Annotated in this window: 9 protein-coding genes (1 of these 9 cut by a window edge); 6 read left to right on the top strand and 3 right to left on the bottom strand. The window is 31.9% G+C overall.

Annotation, left to right across the window (positions count from 1 at the left end):
* Both AXE80_RS09615 and bioB read left to right on the top strand, forming a co-directional pair.
* Window positions 1-756: the 3' portion of a beta-ketoacyl synthase N-terminal-like domain-containing protein gene (locus AXE80_RS09615; RefSeq protein ID WP_068826727.1), read on the top strand. 402 nt of this gene lie to the left of the window's left edge; 756 of the gene's 1158 nt are visible here — the last part of the coding sequence; its start codon lies off the left edge, out of view; its stop codon occupies window positions 754-756.
* Window positions 757-806: 50 nt separating this feature from the next.
* On the top strand, window positions 807-1919 hold the full coding sequence (bioB, locus tag AXE80_RS09610; RefSeq protein ID WP_068826725.1) for a biotin synthase BioB: 1113 nt from the start codon (window positions 807-809) through the stop codon (window positions 1917-1919).
* Window positions 1920-1961: 42 nt separating this feature from the next.
* On the opposite strand, the gene AXE80_RS09605 is transcribed toward bioB, so the two are convergent.
* Window positions 1962-3503, bottom strand: a complete 1542-nt coding sequence (locus AXE80_RS09605; protein ID WP_068826723.1) for a glycerol-3-phosphate dehydrogenase/oxidase — start codon at window positions 3501-3503, stop codon at window positions 1962-1964.
* A gap of 130 nt (window positions 3504-3633) precedes the next feature.
* On the opposite strand from AXE80_RS09605, the gene dnaE reads away from it, so the two are divergent.
* Window positions 3634-8127, top strand: coding sequence for a DNA polymerase III subunit alpha (gene dnaE / locus AXE80_RS09600; RefSeq protein WP_068826721.1), 4494 nt, complete (start codon window positions 3634-3636; stop codon window positions 8125-8127).
* Between the two features lie 44 nt (window positions 8128-8171).
* Here dnaE and gldJ read toward each other — a convergent pair whose 3' ends face one another.
* Entirely contained in the window at window positions 8172-9875 is a 1704-nt protein-coding gene (gldJ, locus tag AXE80_RS09595; protein ID WP_068826719.1) for a gliding motility lipoprotein GldJ, read from the bottom strand.
* A 137-nt stretch (window positions 9876-10012) separates the two neighbouring features.
* On the opposite strand from gldJ, the gene porU reads away from it, so the two are divergent.
* From porU to AXE80_RS09580, 3 genes are all read left to right on the top strand, one after another.
* On the top strand, window positions 10013-13885 hold the full coding sequence (porU, locus tag AXE80_RS09590) for a type IX secretion system sortase PorU (RefSeq protein WP_083194641.1): 3873 nt from the start codon (window positions 10013-10015) through the stop codon (window positions 13883-13885).
* 26 nt (window positions 13886-13911) lie between these two features.
* Window positions 13912-15006, top strand: a complete 1095-nt coding sequence (porV, locus tag AXE80_RS09585) for a type IX secretion system outer membrane channel protein PorV (RefSeq protein ID WP_068828827.1) — start codon at window positions 13912-13914, stop codon at window positions 15004-15006.
* A 67-nt stretch (window positions 15007-15073) separates the two neighbouring features.
* Entirely contained in the window at window positions 15074-16144 is a 1071-nt protein-coding gene (locus AXE80_RS09580; protein ID WP_068826718.1) for a 3-oxoacyl-ACP synthase III family protein, read from the top strand.
* A gap of 4 nt (window positions 16145-16148) precedes the next feature.
* Here AXE80_RS09580 and tsaD read toward each other — a convergent pair whose 3' ends face one another.
* Window positions 16149-17171, bottom strand: coding sequence for a tRNA (adenosine(37)-N6)-threonylcarbamoyltransferase complex transferase subunit TsaD (tsaD, locus tag AXE80_RS09575; RefSeq protein WP_068826716.1), 1023 nt, complete (start codon window positions 17169-17171; stop codon window positions 16149-16151).
* Between the last annotated feature and the right edge of the window lie 97 nt (window positions 17172-17268).

Here is a 17268-nt window from a genome sequence, read left to right as displayed (position 1 = left end):
GGTAATTTATCTACTTGGATTGCAGATGATTTACAATCAAAAGGACCAACAATATCACATTCTATTACTTGTTCCACAGGTTTACATGCCGTGTTAAATGGTATTGCTTGGATAAATTCAGGAATGTCTGATAAGTTTATGGTAGGAGCAACAGAGGCTCCCAATACTGCTTTTACTATTGCCCAAATGAAAGCTATTAAAATTTATGCAGATAATAATGGAGCATATCCTTGTAAGGCTTTAGATTTAGATAAAAACAGAAATACTATGTGTTTAGGCGAGGGGGCTGCTATTTTTTGCTTAGAAAAAGGGATGAAAGAAAACGCAGTTGCTTTTATTGAGTCTATTGGTTTTGCTACAGAAAAGTTAAAGCATAACATATCTATAACAGATGAAGCAGAATGTTTTCAGGATTCTATGAAAATGGCTTTAAAAGGCTTAAACGGTAATGTTGATGTTATTGTGATGCACGCACCTGGTACTATTAAGGGAGATTTGTCTGAAATAAAAGCTATAAAAAAAGTTTTTACTGATGAAATTCCGGCTATTACCTCAAATAAATGGAAAATAGGTCATACTTTAGGAGCGTCAGGTTCTTTAAGTATGGAGTTGGCTTTGTTGATGTTAGACAAACAAGAGTTTATAGGAATACCATATTTACCTGATTTAAAACAACCTAAAAAAATTGAACGTATTATGATTAATGCAGTAGGCTTTGGCGGGAATGCCGTGAGTATTGTTTTAAAGAGAAATTAGTTTTAAAGAAGCATTTTTTAGTACTTTTACCGAATCAATAAATGAAACTTATGAGTGAAGTAAGACACAATTGGACAAAGGAAGAAATCCTTGAGATTTATAATAAACCATTAATGGAGCTTTTATACGAAGCTGCAACAATACATAGGTTACACCACGAAGCAAATGAAGTTCAAGTATCAACTTTATTATCTATAAAAACAGGAGGTTGTTCAGAAGATTGTGGATATTGTCCACAAGCAGCTCGTTATCATACAGATATTGAAGGAAATGATTTGATGCCAGTACAGCAAGTAAAAGCACAAGCTTTAAGAGCAAAAGCATCTGGTTCTTCTAGAGTTTGTATGGGAGCATCATGGAGAAATGTAAAGGATGGTCCTGAGTTTGATGAAGTTTTAGAAATGGTTAGGACGATTAATAAACTTGATATGGAAGTTTGCTGTACTTTAGGTATGGTGACAGAAAATCAAGCAAAACGTTTGGCTGAAGCAGGTTTGTATGCCTATAATCATAATTTAGATTCCTCAGAAGAATATTATAAAGAAGTTATTTCTACTAGAGGATATCAAGATAGATTAGATACTATTGATAATGTTCGTAAAACAAATGTTACAGTTTGTTCTGGAGGAATTATTGGTATGGGAGAATCTGTTGAAGATAGAGCAGGAATGTTAGTAGCTTTATCATCTTTGAATCCACAACCAGAATCTACACCGATTAATGCCTTAGTTGCTGTTGAAGGAACACCATTAGAAGATCAAAAACCAGTAGAAATTTGGGATATGATTCGTATGGTTGCAACTACTAGAATTGTATTACCAGAAACACAAGTTAGATTATCAGCAGGTAGAACACAAATGAGTCAAGAAGGACAAGCATTTTGTTTCTTTGCTGGGGCTAATTCTATTTTTGCTGGAGATAAATTATTAACAACTCCAAATCCTGATGTAAATGAGGATATGAAATTGTTTGAAAAATTAGGATTAAAAGCCATGAAACCTTTTACCAAAAAGGTTCAGCCTAAATCTGTTTCTGCAGAAGAATCTGAATATAAACCATTAGGAGAAAATCCTAAATGGACAAGGCCAGATCATAAAATTGAAAGAAACGAAGAAGCAAAGCAAAAAGCTAAGGAAATTAGAGCTGCTGAAAAAGCAGAATAATTTTAGATATTTTTTAAAACTCGTAGAATTTCTACGAGTTTTTTATTTCAATAAATATTGCTGTGCTAGTTTTTTAAACTCTGATATTTGATTCTGTATCCAAGCATTACTTTGTTTTAACTCTACAGACATTATATTAGCAACCATTTCAGATGCTTCTATGGTCGCCTTGGCATCTAAAAATAACAAACGAATTCTTCTAGCTAAAAAATCTTCAATAGTTTTAGCATCTTCATTCTGTACAGCCCAAACAATTTGTGCCTTTATATAAGGATGATTAGGGTGAATTTTTTCTTTTAATTCAGGATTAGAAGTAAACAGCTTTTTTATTTGTTTTTCATCAGTTCCATAAATAGCCAAAGGATTGGTTTCTGATTTTAATTTTCTATGTCCATGAATATTTAAGAATTCGGTTTCAGATTTAACAAAAGGCAATATCGCGACCATTGTTGCTTTGTCAACAACATCCTCAGCCATTTTTCTATAAGTAGTCCATTTACCTCCAGCAATACTTATCAATCCACTCTTACTAACTTCTATAACATGTTCTCTAGAAATTTCCGCAGTATCTTCTGCATTTCCACTTTTTACCAAAGGTCGTAAACCTACAAAAATACTTTTGACATCTTTTTTAGTAGGATTTTTAGTTAGGTACTTTGCAGTATGTGTTAATAAAAATTCTATTTCTTGCTCTTTGGCTAAAGGTTCAGAAGAATATTTAGTTACAGGAGTATCAGTTGTTCCAATAAGGATTTTATCATGCCAAGGAACTGCAAATAAAACCCTACCATCATCAGTATGTGGAATCATAATAGCAGTATCTCCAGGAAGAAACTCTTTGTCTAAAACAATGTGAACACCTTGACTACTGGTTATTATTTTATGAATATTTGTTTGATCTTTTTGTCTAATACTATCAGAAAATACACCTGTTGCATTGATGACTGATTTAGCACGAATTGTATATTTTTCTAGGGTATGTATATTCTGAATAATAGCTCCGTCAATCAATTCACCATCATTTTTTGTAAACTCTAAAAACTGAGTATAATTTAAAACTGTAGCTCCTTGTTCTTTGGCAGTTTGCATCATGTTAATGAGTAAACGAGTATCATCAAATTGACCATCGTGATAAATTACTCCGCCACGTAAACCTTCTTGAGTTACTGTGGGAATAAATTGAATAGTTTCTTCTTTAGAAATCAATTCAGAATCTCCAAAACCTTCTTTTCCAGCTAACCAATCATATAATTTTAAACCAATACCATAAAAAGGACTTTCCCACCAATCATATGTTGGTACTACAAATTTTAAATCGTGTACAATATGTGGAGCATTTCTTTTTAAAATGGCACGTTCTTTTAAAGCTTCTAAGACTAACGAAAAGTTTCCTTGTTGTAAATAACGAACACCTCCGTGAACCAATTTAGTACTTTTACTAGAAGTCCCTTTTCCATAATCCTCTTTTTCTACCAGTAAAGTTTTGTATCCTCTAGAAGCAGCATCTATAGCAGTTCCAACTCCTGTAGCGCCACCTCCAATAATTAAGATATCCCATTGTGTGTTTTCTAGTATTTTTTTCATGATTCATTGCAATGCAGATTATATTAAATATAATATAATTTTAAGTTGATAACTATTTTGTTTGGGTACGATATCAATAATTTTTTACGTGATATATTTTGTAATTTTAAACTTTCCCAAAACAAACTAGATGTACTTAATTTTTGATACAGAAACAACAGGTTTACCAAAGAGCTACAAGGCTCCAATGACAGATGTTGAAAACTGGCCTAGGTGTATACAAATAGCTTGGCAGTTACATGATGATATGGGACGTGTGGTAGAACACGATAATTTTATGGTACAACCAGACGGATTTAATATTCCGTTTGATTCTGAAAAAATTCATGGTATTTCTACAGAATTGGCTCAAGAACAAGGAATTTCTTTACAAGAAAGTTTAGAGCGTTTCAATAAAGTTTTAGGGAAAACAAAATTTTTGGTAGGGCAAAATGTTACGTTTGATGTTAACATTATGGGGACTGAATTTATCAGGGCTGGTGTAACTCCTAATTTTAAAGCATTTGAGTTTGATAGTTTTGACTTAGAAGAATATAACTTTACCTCAAAAGTTCCCAAAAATAGACCAATGGCTATTGATGATTTATCGGAGGACGATAAAAATATGTTGGGGATTTTAGATACCTGTACAGAAGTTACAGCAAGCATGTGTCAAATTCCTGGAGGTAGAGGAGGAAAGTTTAAATTACCAACCTTAACAGAACTTCATAATTATTTGTTTGGAGTTGGTTTTGGAGAAGCCCATAATGCAACCGCCGATGTAGAAGCTACAACACGTTGTTTCTTTGAATTGATAAGAAAAGATGGTTTTACAAAGGAACAGTTAGATGTAGATTCTTCTTATTTTACAGAGTTTAAAACGGTAAACCCTAAGCCTTTTGAAGTTATAGGATTAAAGCACTTAAACTTAAAAAAGGAAAGTGATAAAATCAGAAAACGTCAATCTGAACAAGCAGGAGCAAAAGGAAAAGGCGTTAATGTAAAAGAAAGTTTAGCAAAATTAGAAGAAGTTTCTTTTGCACATCTTCACAATCATACACAATATTCTATTTTACAATCTACTATAGAGATTGGTGCTTTGGTTAGCAATGCAGGTAAACATAAAATGTCTGCAGTTGCTATGACAGATACAGGTAACATGATGGCTGCTTTCCACTTTACCAATGCAGTAGCTGGATACAATAGTGGTGTAAAGAGTAGAAAGGCAGAAGCTGAAGAAAAAGGAGAGGCTTTTGATGAAAAAGAATTAGTACCTATTGTAGGATGTGAGTTTTTTGTTTGTGAAAATCATTTAGATAAAACAAAAAAAGATAATGGATATCAAGTAGTAATGCTTGCTAAAAACCGAAAAGGATATCAAAATTTGGCAAAAATGTCTTCTACCGCCTTTGTAGATGGATTTTATTATGTGCCAAGGATTGACAGAAAGGTGATTGAGCAATACAAAGAAGATGTAATTGTTTTAACAGGAAATTTATATGGAGAAGTTCCAAGTAAAATTTTAAATGTTGGAGAAAATCAAGCTGAAGATGCATTAATTTGGTGGAAAGAACAATTCGGTGATGACTTGTATATAGAACTTATGCGACATGGTCAAGAAGATGAAAATGTTGTAAATAAGGTGTTATTAGAGTTTTCTAAAAAACACGATATAAAAGTTGTAGCTACAAACAACACTTTTTACATAGATCAAGAAGATGCCAATGCACACGATATTTTGTTGTGTGTAAAAGATGGAGAAAAACAAGCCACTCCAATAGGAAGAGGAAGAGGATATCGTTATGGTTTGCCAAATGATCAATATTATTTTAAAAGCTCCGAAGAAATGAAGGAACTTTTTGTTGATATTCCTGAGGCAATTAGCAATATTCAAGAATTGGTAGATAAAATTACTCCCTTTACTTTGGCAAGTGATGTATTACTACCTGCTTTTGATATTCCAGAAGAGTTTAAAGATCCTAAAGATTTAGAAGATGGTGGAAAAAGAGGAGAGAATAATTTTTTAGGACACTTAGTTTATGAAGGAGCAAAGAAAAGATATGGAGAAATTACTCCTGAAATTAAAGAACGATTAGACTTAGAGTTAGATGTAATTGCCAAAACAGGATATCCAGGATATTTCTTAATTGTAGAAGATTTTATTAGAGCAGCAAGAGAAATGGGCGTTTCTGTTGGTCCTGGTCGTGGATCTGCAGCTGGTTCTGTTGCAGCTTATTGTTTGTGGATTACAAATATTGACCCTATTAAGTACGATTTACTTTTTGAGAGATTTTTAAATCCGGAACGTGTATCCATGCCCGATATTGATATTGATTTTGATGATGAAGGTCGAGGTAGTGTTATAGATTATGTAATTAAAAAATATGGAGCCAATCAAGTAGCACAAATTATTACTTATGGTACCATGGCGGCTAAATCTTCAATTAGAGATACGGCCAGAGTTTTAGATTTACCATTGTTTGAAGCAGATAGAATTGCCAAGTTGATTCCTGGGATGAAGCTGAAAAAAATCTTTGGATTAGATGATAAAGAACTGTCATCTAAACTACGATCCGAAGAAATGGAAATGGTAAATGAGTTAAAACGAATTTCTGATGGTGTTGGTTTAGAAGCTGAAACTGTTAATAAAGCTAGGGTTTTAGAAGGTTCGGTACGTAATACTGGAATTCATGCTTGTGGAGTAATTATTACTCCTGATGATATTACCAAGTTTGTTCCTGTGTCTTTGGCAAAAGATTCAGACATGTATGTAACGCAGTTTGATAACTCGGTAGTAGAAAGTGCTGGATTATTAAAAATGGACTTCTTGGGTCTGAAGACCCTAACATTGATAAAACATGCATGTAAAATTGTAAAAGCTAGACATGGAGTAGAATTAGATCCAGAATCTTTTCCTATTGACGATGTAAAAACATATGAATTGTTCCAAAGAGGAGAAACCGTAGGTATTTTCCAATACGAATCTCCAGGGATGCAAAAATATATGCGTGAATTAAAACCGACAGTTTTTGCCGATTTAATTGCGATGAACGCATTATATAGACCGGGGCCTTTAGAATATATCCCAAACTTTATTGATCGTAAGCACGGACGAGAAGAAATTGTTTACGATTTACCAGATATGGATGAGTATTTGGCAGAGACTTATGGAATTACAGTCTATCAAGAGCAGGTAATGTTACTTTCTCAAAGTTTGGCAGGCTTTACCAAAGGTCAAGCCGATACCTTACGTAAAGCAATGGGTAAAAAACAGATTGCGGTACTGGCTAAAATGAAACCTCTGTTTATTGAACAAGCTGCAGCAAAAGGGTACGATCCTGTAAAATTAGAAAAGGTATGGAAGGACTGGGAAGCATTTGCCTCTTATGCCTTTAACAAATCTCACTCTACCTGTTATGCTTGGATTGCTTATCAAACAGCATATTTAAAAGCTCATTACCCTGCAGAATATATGGCGTCTGTGTTGTCTAACAACATGAATGATATCAAACAAGTAACCTTTTTTATGGAAGAGTGTAAGCGTATGGGCTTAACTGTTTTGGGACCTGATGTTAACGAATCTTATGCTAAATTTTCTGTAAATGATGAGGGAGCTGTGCGTTTTGGAATGGCTGCCATTAAAGGAGTTGGAGGAATTGCTGTTGATGGAATTATTAGAGAGAGAAAAGAAAACGGGCCATTTACTTCTATTTTTGATGTAGCCAAACGTGTAGATTTAAGGACTTGTAATAAAAAAGCATTCGAAGGTTTGGCCTTGGCAGGAGGATTCGATTCTTTTGGAAATGTTCATAGAGCACAGTTTTTTGCTACTGATGAAAAAGGAATGACTTTTTTAGAAAAAGCAATGAAATTTGGTCATGCTTATCAAGAAAGTATGAACTCTTCTCAAGTTTCTCTTTTTGGAGAAGCTTCTGATGTACAATTACCAGAACCACAGGTACCTCCTTGTGAAACTTGGGGGACTATGGAATTGTTATCTAAGGAAAAAGAAATGGTTGGGATATACATTTCTGCACATCCTTTAGATGATTATAGAAATGAAATGAAATTCACCAATTGTGGGGTGAGTATGTTTAAAGATGATTTAAAAAATCATGTAGGGAAGAACTTTTCTTTTGCTGGAATTTTAACTAGTGCAGAGCATAGAATTGCAAAAAACGGAAATGGATGGGGATCATTTATAATTGAAGATTATAGCGATTCACACGAGTTTAGATTGTTTGGTGAAGATTATATGCGTTTTCAACATTTATTAGTTCCAAATTCATTTTTATATTTAACTGGAACTATTCAAAAAGGATGGATGCAAAAAGATGGTAGTTTAGGGGAACCAAGAATTAAGTTTTCTGATTTTTCTTTACTGTCTGATGTAATGGATAAAAAGTGTAAAAAGATTACATTTAAACTTAGGTTACATGAAATTAGAAAAGAACGAATTGAACAATTAGAAATGTTGCTATCTGGTTATACAGGGGATGGAGCAAAACAAACAGTTGGTTTTAATTTAATTTCGGATAAAGATAAAATAGATATTGAAATGCCTTCAAGAACTTACAAATTAAATGTAAATTCTGAATTGTTTGATTATTTGGACAAAGAAGGTTTTGAGTATAAACTGAATTAAAAAAGGGTTTGCATATTGCAAACCCTTTTTTAGTAAATTATGTTTTAATAAGATATATTAAAAGGAGATCTTCGGTCTTTTTCTTTACCTTCTCCCACTTTGGTTACTACACATCTAAAACCTATGTAATTAGTAGACATATATTCTTCTAAATATCTACGTTGACTTGGGTCTAATAAATAAGCTCTGTCTTTCCAAGAACCTCCTTTGTATACTCTTGAGTAATCAGTGATTAATGTTGTTCTTGTTTTGTCATCATATCTATATTCAACTTTACCAGTTTCCTCATTTATTGTTGGAGGAAGTAAAATAGGAGAATTATACATTCTCTTTCTATTTTCATCATTTTCTGCATAATCTCTGCTTGAAATTCTATCACCATTAGCAAAGTCTCTATTGTCAGCTTTTTGATAATTAGGATTTAAATATAAATCATTATCAGTCACTCTTTCCTTAACAATTTGTCCTGGTAAAACAGAAGGAACAACTTTTCCATTAGGAAGTGTATCGTAAACAATATCATTAAAAGTAGCAACAATTACGTTTCCATTTTCATCTAATTTTGGTTTGCGATAGATATTTCCTCTAGAATAGTTAAAATCATTTAATTCAGCATCGATAGTAGGTCTATAAACATCAAAAACCCATTCAGCTACATTTCCTGCCATATCATATAATCCATATGCATTTGGTGGAAAACTTCTTACAGGAGTAGTTATATCACCATAATCAGAACTCCAACCTGCAATACCGCTATAATCTCCATTACTTTGTTTAAAGTTAGCATGTTGAGTGTAGTATTTGTTTTGCTCATCTCTGGTAGATTCCCCTCTCCAAGCATATTTTTTTCTACCTCTAATGGTATTATAATAACGATTTTCTATATCTGCTTTTGCAGCATATTCCCATTCTACTTCGGTAGGTAATCTAAAATCTGGAGTAGGAGATTGTTGGTTTATATTTAGTTTGTTGTTAGAGTTAACAGGAGTTGTATTAATTATAGAGTCGTTACCTGCATATTCTTCTTCTGGTTGTGTTACGTAATCTGTGTAAATAGATTTATCACCTCCAAATAAAAGATTAGGGTTGGCTTCAAAAACTTCAATATCAAAATGGTTTCTACCTTCTACAGAAACAGTTCCATTATTGTATAAAGGTTTTAGAATCCCTTCTTCCATTAATTTTTTTTCAGCAATTCTATCTGTTCTCCACTTACAATAATCATTTGCTTGTAGCCAACTTACACCAACTACCGGGTAATTTTCGTAGGCTCTGTGCCTTAAATATGTTTTTGGCAAGTTACCATCGTTACCTAAAGGGTTTCTCCATACGGTAGTATCTGGCAATGCAGCAGTATAAATATGTTTGTATTTAGGATTGTTTTTAGGGAATACTTTCGCTAACCAATCTAAATATATTAGATATTCTTTGTTAGAAACTTCAGAATCATCGATATAAAAACTTTGAACATGTATGTTTTTAGGCTTATTATTAACACCTCCCATTACATCTTGTTCAACTTGTCCCATTGTAAACACACCTCCCTCAACGTAAACCATTCCAGGAGGAGTTTCTTGTTTAACTGTATTTGATAATCTAGTTAAGCCACCGTATTCGGGATTGCTAAAATCATATCCAATATTTTCGGAATATCTGTCTGAACCAAAGTCACGTCTTTGATTAAAACAACTTGTCATAATAAGAATTACACCACTGTAAATCAATGATGTTTTTATTATTTTTTTCATATAAATAGCGGTCTCTATCATGTTAAATCATTCGCAAGATATCATATAATACTTAATTACACAATTTAATTATAACAACAAATATCATATAGCTAACAACGTGTAAATTGTTATATTCGTACAATAATTTGCTAAAAATGAAGCTACAATATCTAATCTTTTTTTTTCTTGGTACTTTTTTGATGTTTGGTCAAGAAAATTTATCGTTTTCTATTGATTGGAAACAACAAAATGAACCTACTATTAACGATAATATTTGGACAGGAACTGATGTTTTTCTTCAAAATGAATTTATTCCGTTATATGTAAAACAATGGAAAAAAGAAAAAACTGGAAATCTTAACAATATTAATTTTTCTAATATTATTACTACTAAAATAGCATCAAATGCTTTAGGAGTTTTGAATATAAAGAAGTTGCCTAATAATTTTAATCCTTTATTAACCATAGTAAAAGAGAGAGGTGTTGAGTATTATAGTATTCAAGCCAACGGAATGTATAAAAACTCTAATGGAGAGGTTTTTCAAGTTCAATCATTTAACGTTTCATATGGATTAGGTATAGCAGAGAGAAGTACTACAGCTTTAAAAAGTTTTAAAACAGGGCAAACAAGTGTTGTAACAAGCTCTGTATTAAACACAGGTACTTGGTATAAAATTGCTATTGATAAAACTGGGGTGTTTAAAATAGATGCAGACTTTTTAAATTCCATTGGTATTCAAACATCATCATTAAACCCTAGAAAAATTAGAGTTTTTGGTAATGGAGGAGCCATGTTACCAGAGTTACTTAGTCAACCAAGAAAAGAGGATTTAACAGAAAATGCTATTTATGTAGCTGGTGAGAATGATGGTGTTTTTAACGAAAACGATTATGTTTTGTTTTATGCTCAAGGACCTATTTCATGGAGTCTAAGTGATAGAAATTCAATTAGTCACAAACAAAATATTTATTCTAATTACGGATATTATTTTATCAATGTAGATTCGGGTACAGACGGAAAGAGAATATCAAATCAAGCGGTTATTAATAACTCTAAAACCATTGATGTAACTACTTTTACAGATTACTTATTACATGAAAAAGAACTTTTTAATTATATCCGTGTAGGTAGAAAGTGGTTTGGTGAAAATTTTACAGTTAATAATGAACAAGGTTTTACATTTAATTTTCCAAATATAGTTAATACAACACCTGTGTTGGTTAAAGGAAATTTTAGTGCAAAGTCAGTAAGTACATCATCTTTTTATTCGGTAAACTATAATAATATTAATGTTTTTAATTCTAGTATTACTTCATCAGGTAAGTTAGCATTTAGAGATGTTAAAGGAACAGGTAGTTTCACCCCTGTAAATGATAATATAGTACTAAATGTTCAATGGAATAATAACGGGGATCTTTCTGCATTAGCATATTTAGATTACTTAGAAGTAATAGCAGATAGAAATTTAACAGCTACAGGTAAGCAATTTGGTTTCTTAAATTTTAATTCTAAAACAACTGGAGAAGTATTAGAATATCAAATAAGTAATGACAATGATATTGATTTTATTTGGAATGTAACAGATCATACAAATCCTAAAAGAGTAATTGATACTGATATAAATACTAGTAGTTTTAAGTTTAAAGAACTAACAAATGGAGAGTTAGAAAAGTATCAAGTAGTAAAAATTTCTGATGCATATGCCCCTATAAAATTAAGTAATGGTGCTAATGTGGCAAATCAAAATTTACATGATTTAAAAGATATTCAATACATCATTATTACTAAAAAAGAATTTATTAACGAGGCTAATAGAATAAGAGATTACCATAGAAATAATACCTCAATTTCTGAAACAAATTCAGAAAAGATAAAGGTAGAAGTGATTGATATTGAAAAGATTTATAATGAGTTTGGATCTGGTGCTCCAGATATTACAGCTATTAGAGATTTTGCCAAATTTTTATATGACAATAGTAGTTCCGAAGATACCAGATTAAAATATTTATGTTTGTTTGGTGATGCTTCTTTTGATTATAAAGGTATTATATATAAAGACACACAAATTGTACCTGCTTATTTATCTACAGTTAGTAATAGTTTAACAAGTTCTTATAATTCTGATGATTATTATGGTTATTTAGATGAATTAGATGATACTCAAGATAATGGAGAATTACAGGTAACAGGTAAATTAGATATAGTTACAGGAAGAATTCCTGTAGGAACAATTACAAAAGCAAATCAATATGTTACAAAATTATTAAACTATTATTCATCTAAATCAAATGGAAGTTGGAAAAATAAAATAACCCTTTTAGGAGATGATGGTCAAGAAGGATCAGATCAATCTTTGATTAGATATTTAGAAGATTCGGCATTAAAAATTGAGGTTAACAATCCAAATTTAAATTTAGCAAAACTTTATACTGATGCTTTTAAAGAAGAAATTACTTCAGGAGGTGGAAGATATCCAGAAGTAACAAAAAGATTTCACGAAGCATTTAATACTGGTTCGTTGGTAATCAATTATTTTGGACATGGAAATAATTTTGCATTAGGACAAGAAACTTATTTAGATATTCCAGCTATTAGAAGTTTTAGAAACCTAAATAATCAACCTTTATTTATTACAGTAACTTGTGATTTTTCTAGGTTTGATGATCCTATAATTTTATCAGGAGGAGAGGAATTAATAGAAGGGGCTTATGGAGGAGCTGTAGCAATGATTACTACAACTAGAGAAATCTCAATTTTTGCAGGAAATACAATTAATAGATATTTGGCAGATTATTTATATGCTTTTGATGGTCAAACAAGAACTGCAGCAGAGGCTCTTAAAGATGTTAAAAATAACGTTGGATTAAGCAATGAGTTTTTTGTTTACTTTTTTGGTGATCCAGCTATGAAACTTTCTTTACCTAAAGAAGGTGTTGAAATTAGTAAAATTGAAAAATATACCACAGACCCAGTTTCAGGAAATGTTTCGTTACAAGAAATAACAGAATTAAATGCTTTGTCTAAAGTAAAAGTTACGGGATCTATTAAGGAAAATGGAAGTGTGTTGTCAAATTTTAACGGAACATTGTCTGTAACCTTATTTGATAAAGAAATTGATAGAAAAACATTGTTAAATGAAGGTTCTGGAACAGTGGTAAACTTTAAATCGTTAGAAAGTAAAGTTTTTGTTGGAGAAGCTTCTGTAAACAACGGAAATTTTTCTTTTGATTTTATTTTATCAAAAGATGTTAGTGTGTCACCCGAAAATGCAAAGTTTAGTTTTTATGCTGAATCGGAATCAACAGAAAGAATAGGGAGTGATTTTGATTTTAAGGTTGGAGGAATTGATGTTGATGCTCCAGATGATGATACTCCTCCTGTGATTCAGTTATTTATGGATGATGAAACGTTTACAGATGGAGGAAATACCAGTACATCACCAAAGTTAATTGCTAAAATTCAGGATGATAGTGGAGTAAATACTTCTTTAAACTCAATAGGTCATAATATTACTGTTGTAATTGATGGTGATTTGGCAAATCCTATTTCTTTAAATGAGTTTTATACCACAGAAAAAGACGATTTTACCAAAGGGATTGTTACTTATAAATTACCAGAATTAACCCCAGGAAATCATACAATAACATTTAAAGCTTGGGATACATACAATAATTCATCAACTCAAACGTTAAGCTTCTATGCTCAAGAAGATAAGGGGTTTAAGTTAAGTAGAGTGTTAAATTATCCTAACCCATTTATCAATCATACCGAATTTTGGTTTAAAAATAATAGACAAGGAGATCCTGTAGAAATTACGGTTCAGATATATACCTTATCAGGAAAATTAATAAAAACAATTTATGCTTCTGACCCTAATCTTGATGAGATTTCAAGAGTGGTTACTTGGGATGGAAAGGATGATTTTGGAAACAAATTAGGAAAGGGAGTATATGTTTATAAATTAACGGTAAAAGAAATAATCACAGGTCAATCAGATGAAAAGATTGAAAAATTAGTAATATTGTAAAAAACTAGACAAACTATATGAATTTTATGAAGTTAAAGAATCACTTTACCTTGCTGTTAGCCGTTTTAGGGCTTCAAGCTTATGCTCAAAATAACACCATTACAACTGTAGCACCATTTTTAAATATTGTTACAGATGCAAGAGCAGCAGGTATGGGAGATGTAGGAGTTGCATCTACGGCTGATGGAAATGCAATATACCATAACGCAGCAAAAATGGTATTTCACAAAAAAGAAGTAACTGCCTCTGTAAACTATACCCCTTGGTTAAGAAACTTAACCGACGATATTTATGTTGGAAATATAAGTTACCAACAAAGAATAGATGAAAGAAGTGCTTTTGGAGGTGGAATTAAATATTTTAATTACGGAGAAGTACAAATAACACAAGATGGTAATTCTGCATCTACAACTGCATCACCTTACGAGTTGGCGATTGATGGAGCTTATTCTTTAAAGTTAAGTAATAATTATTCTATGGCTGTTGCCTTAAGATATGTCCGTTCTGATTTAACTATTTCGGGAACAAATCTTAATGATAATGAACCTACAAATGCATTTGCTGTTGATATCTCAGGATATTATATGTCTAATGAAATGGCATTTAACGGATTTAATGGAGTTGCTAGAGCAGGTTTTAATATTAGTAATGTTGGTCCAAAAGTAACTGTTTTATCAGGAGAAGGTTTTCTACCAACAAACTTAAAATTAGGAGGTGGTTTTGACTTTATTGTTGATGATTTTAATCAATTAGGGGTAACCTTAGAATTCACAAAACTTTTAGTTCCAGCTGTTGGAGGAGATGATAAAAACTTTTTACAAGGAATGTTTGCTTCTTTTTCTGATGCACCAGGAGGTTTTAAAGAAGAATTACAAGAGGTTACCATTGGAATTGGAGCAGAATATTTATATAACAATGCTTTTGCGTTTAGAGCAGGTTATTTTAAAGAAAATGAAAATAAAGGGAATAGAAACTTTTTTACCCTAGGAGCTGGTTTTAAAGCAAGTTCTTTTAATGTTGATCTTTCGTATTTGGCAAGTAACGCTGTAGTTAACAATCCGCTTGAAAACACCCTTAGATTCTCTATCTCTTTTGATTTAGGAGATATTTACGAGTACTAATCCTAAAAATATATTTACATTTGAGCCAGCGTTACGAAGTAACGCTGGTTTTTGATATTTATAGCGTATGTATAAAAATGTAATCATTACTGGTACAGGTAGTGCAATTCCAAATAAAGTAGTAAAGAATAACGATTTTAGTAACCATGTTTTTTTAAATGAAGACGGAACTTTATTTGAAAAAGAAAATGAAGAAATTATCGAAAAATTCCAAGCTATAACAGGAATTGAAGAGAGAAGGTATGCAGAAGACAAAGTAAATACTTCTGATTTAGCCTATGAAGCTTCTTTAAAAGCAATTCAAAATGCCAATATCAATCAAGAAGAATTAGATTTAATTATTGTGGCTCATAATTTTGGAGACGTTAAAAAGGGAAGTATTCAAGGAGATATGTTACCAAGTCTTGCTACAAGAGTTAAAAAGAAGTTAGGAATTCAAAATCCAAATTGTGTTGCCTACGATATATTATTTGGGTGTCCAGGTTGGGTACAAGCTATGATTCAAGCTAATCAAGCTATAAAAGCTGGTGAGGCAAAAAAAGCATTAGTTATTGGTGCTGAAACTTTATCAAGAGTAGTTGATAACAGTGATAGAGACAGTATGATTTTTGCTGATGGTGCGGGAGCTACAATTATAGAGTTAAAATTAGAAGATAAAGAAAGAGGAATTTTAAGTAGTGCTGCTCAAACTTATGCTATTGAGGAAGCAGGATACTTATATTCTGGCGCTACTTTTAATAAAGACCAAGATCAAGACATTAATTATATTAAAATGTTAGGGCGTAAAATATATGAGTTTGCTTTGGTAAATGTTCCAGCAGCCATAAAAGCTGCGATGGACAAAAGAGGTTTAGATATTGATGATATCAATCAAATCTTTTTACATCAAGCAAACGAAAAAATGGACGAGGCTATAGTAAAAAGGTTATATAGACTTTATAGAAAGCCAGTTAAAAAGCATGTAATGCCAATGTCTATTCAAAAACTTGGGAATAATTCAGTAGCTACAGTGCCTATTTTGTATGATATGGTGTTAAATAATGAGTTAGAAAATCATTCAATAGCCAAAGACGATATAGTTATTTTTGCATCAGTTGGAGCTGGAATGAATATCAATGCAATTACTTATAAAGTATAAACTTTTAAGAAGTTACTTTAAGTCTTGGGTTTGCAGTAATACTTTGGTCATCAAACAATCCTAATCTATATTTTTGATAGGCAGTTACAGCAATCATGGCAGCATTGTCTGTAGTGTATTCAAATTTAGGAATGTAACTAGTCCATCCAAAATGTTTTTGGGCGTTGGTAAGTCGTTTTCTAATTTCAGAATTAGCAGAAACTCCACCAGCAATAGCAATTTGTTTGATACCAGTTTCTTTTACAGCCTTTTTAATTTTATCCATCAAAATTTCTGCAATTGTGTTTTGAACACTAGCACAGATGTTTTCAAGATTTTCCTCAATAAAATTAGGATTCTCTTTTACTTGTTTTTGAATAAAATATAGAATCCCAGTTTTTAATCCACTAAAACTAAAGTGATGTTCTTTTACTTTTGGTTTAGAAAATGTATAAACAGCTTCTCCTGTTTGAGCGTATTTATCAATTAAAGGTCCACCAGGGTAAGGTAGTCCTAAAATTTTAGCAGTTTTATCATAAGCTTCTCCTACAGCATCATCAATGGTTTCTCCTAAAATTTCCATGTTAAAATAATCATTGATTTTTACAATCTGAGTATGTCCACCACTAATGGTTAAACATAAAAACGGAAAAGTAGGTTTTTGTTCGTTGGCATCATCAATAAAATGAGCAAGAATATGAGCTTGCATGTGGTTAATGGCAATCAATGGAATTTCTAAAGCCAAAGCCATAGATTTTGCAAAAGATGTTCCCACTAATAAAGATCCCATTAAGCCAGGTCCCTGTGTAAACGCAATAGCATTTAATTGTTCTTTAGTAATATTGGCTTGTTTTAAGGCCATTTCTACCACAGGTAAAATATTTTGTTGATGCGCTCTAGAAGCTAGTTCTGGAACCACACCACCATATTTTGCATGTACCTCTTGATTGGCTACAATATTAGAAAGAATCTGTTCGTTACATATTACAGAAGCACTGGTGTCATCGCAAGAAGATTCTATTGCTAAGATGTAGGTTTTATCAAGCATAATTAAAGTTAAATTAACTAATTTAGTGCCACAAATTTAGGTTTATAAAAACAATAATAAAAATACTCGGTCGATTTTTACTAGCAGTAGTTACACT

This window comes from Wenyingzhuangia fucanilytica (assembly GCF_001697185.1).
Lineage (GTDB): Bacteria > Bacteroidota > Bacteroidia > Flavobacteriales > Flavobacteriaceae > Wenyingzhuangia > Wenyingzhuangia fucanilytica.
The sequence above is the reverse complement of the archived record's forward strand: the minus strand, read 5'-3'. Positions and strand labels throughout refer to the sequence as shown.

Excerpts from the sequence above, each read along its gene's own strand:
- porU (WP_083194641.1), top strand. The coding sequence starts at position 10,013 with ATGAAGCTACAATATCTAATCTTTTTTTTTCTTGGTACTTTTTTGATG.
- AXE80_RS09605 (WP_068826723.1), bottom strand. The coding sequence starts at position 3,503 with ATGAAAAAAATACTAGAAAACACACAATGGGATATCTTAATTATTGGA.
- tsaD (WP_068826716.1), bottom strand. The coding sequence starts at position 17,171 with ATGCTTGATAAAACCTACATCTTAGCAATAGAATCTTCTTGCGATGAC.
- gldJ (WP_068826719.1), bottom strand. The coding sequence starts at position 9,875 with ATGAAAAAAATAATAAAAACATCATTGATTTACAGTGGTGTAATTCTT.
- porV (WP_068828827.1), top strand. The coding sequence starts at position 13,912 with ATGAAGTTAAAGAATCACTTTACCTTGCTGTTAGCCGTTTTAGGGCTT.
- AXE80_RS09580 (WP_068826718.1), top strand. The coding sequence starts at position 15,074 with ATGTATAAAAATGTAATCATTACTGGTACAGGTAGTGCAATTCCAAAT.
- dnaE (WP_068826721.1), top strand. The coding sequence starts at position 3,634 with ATGTACTTAATTTTTGATACAGAAACAACAGGTTTACCAAAGAGCTAC.
- bioB (WP_068826725.1), top strand. The coding sequence starts at position 807 with ATGAGTGAAGTAAGACACAATTGGACAAAGGAAGAAATCCTTGAGATT.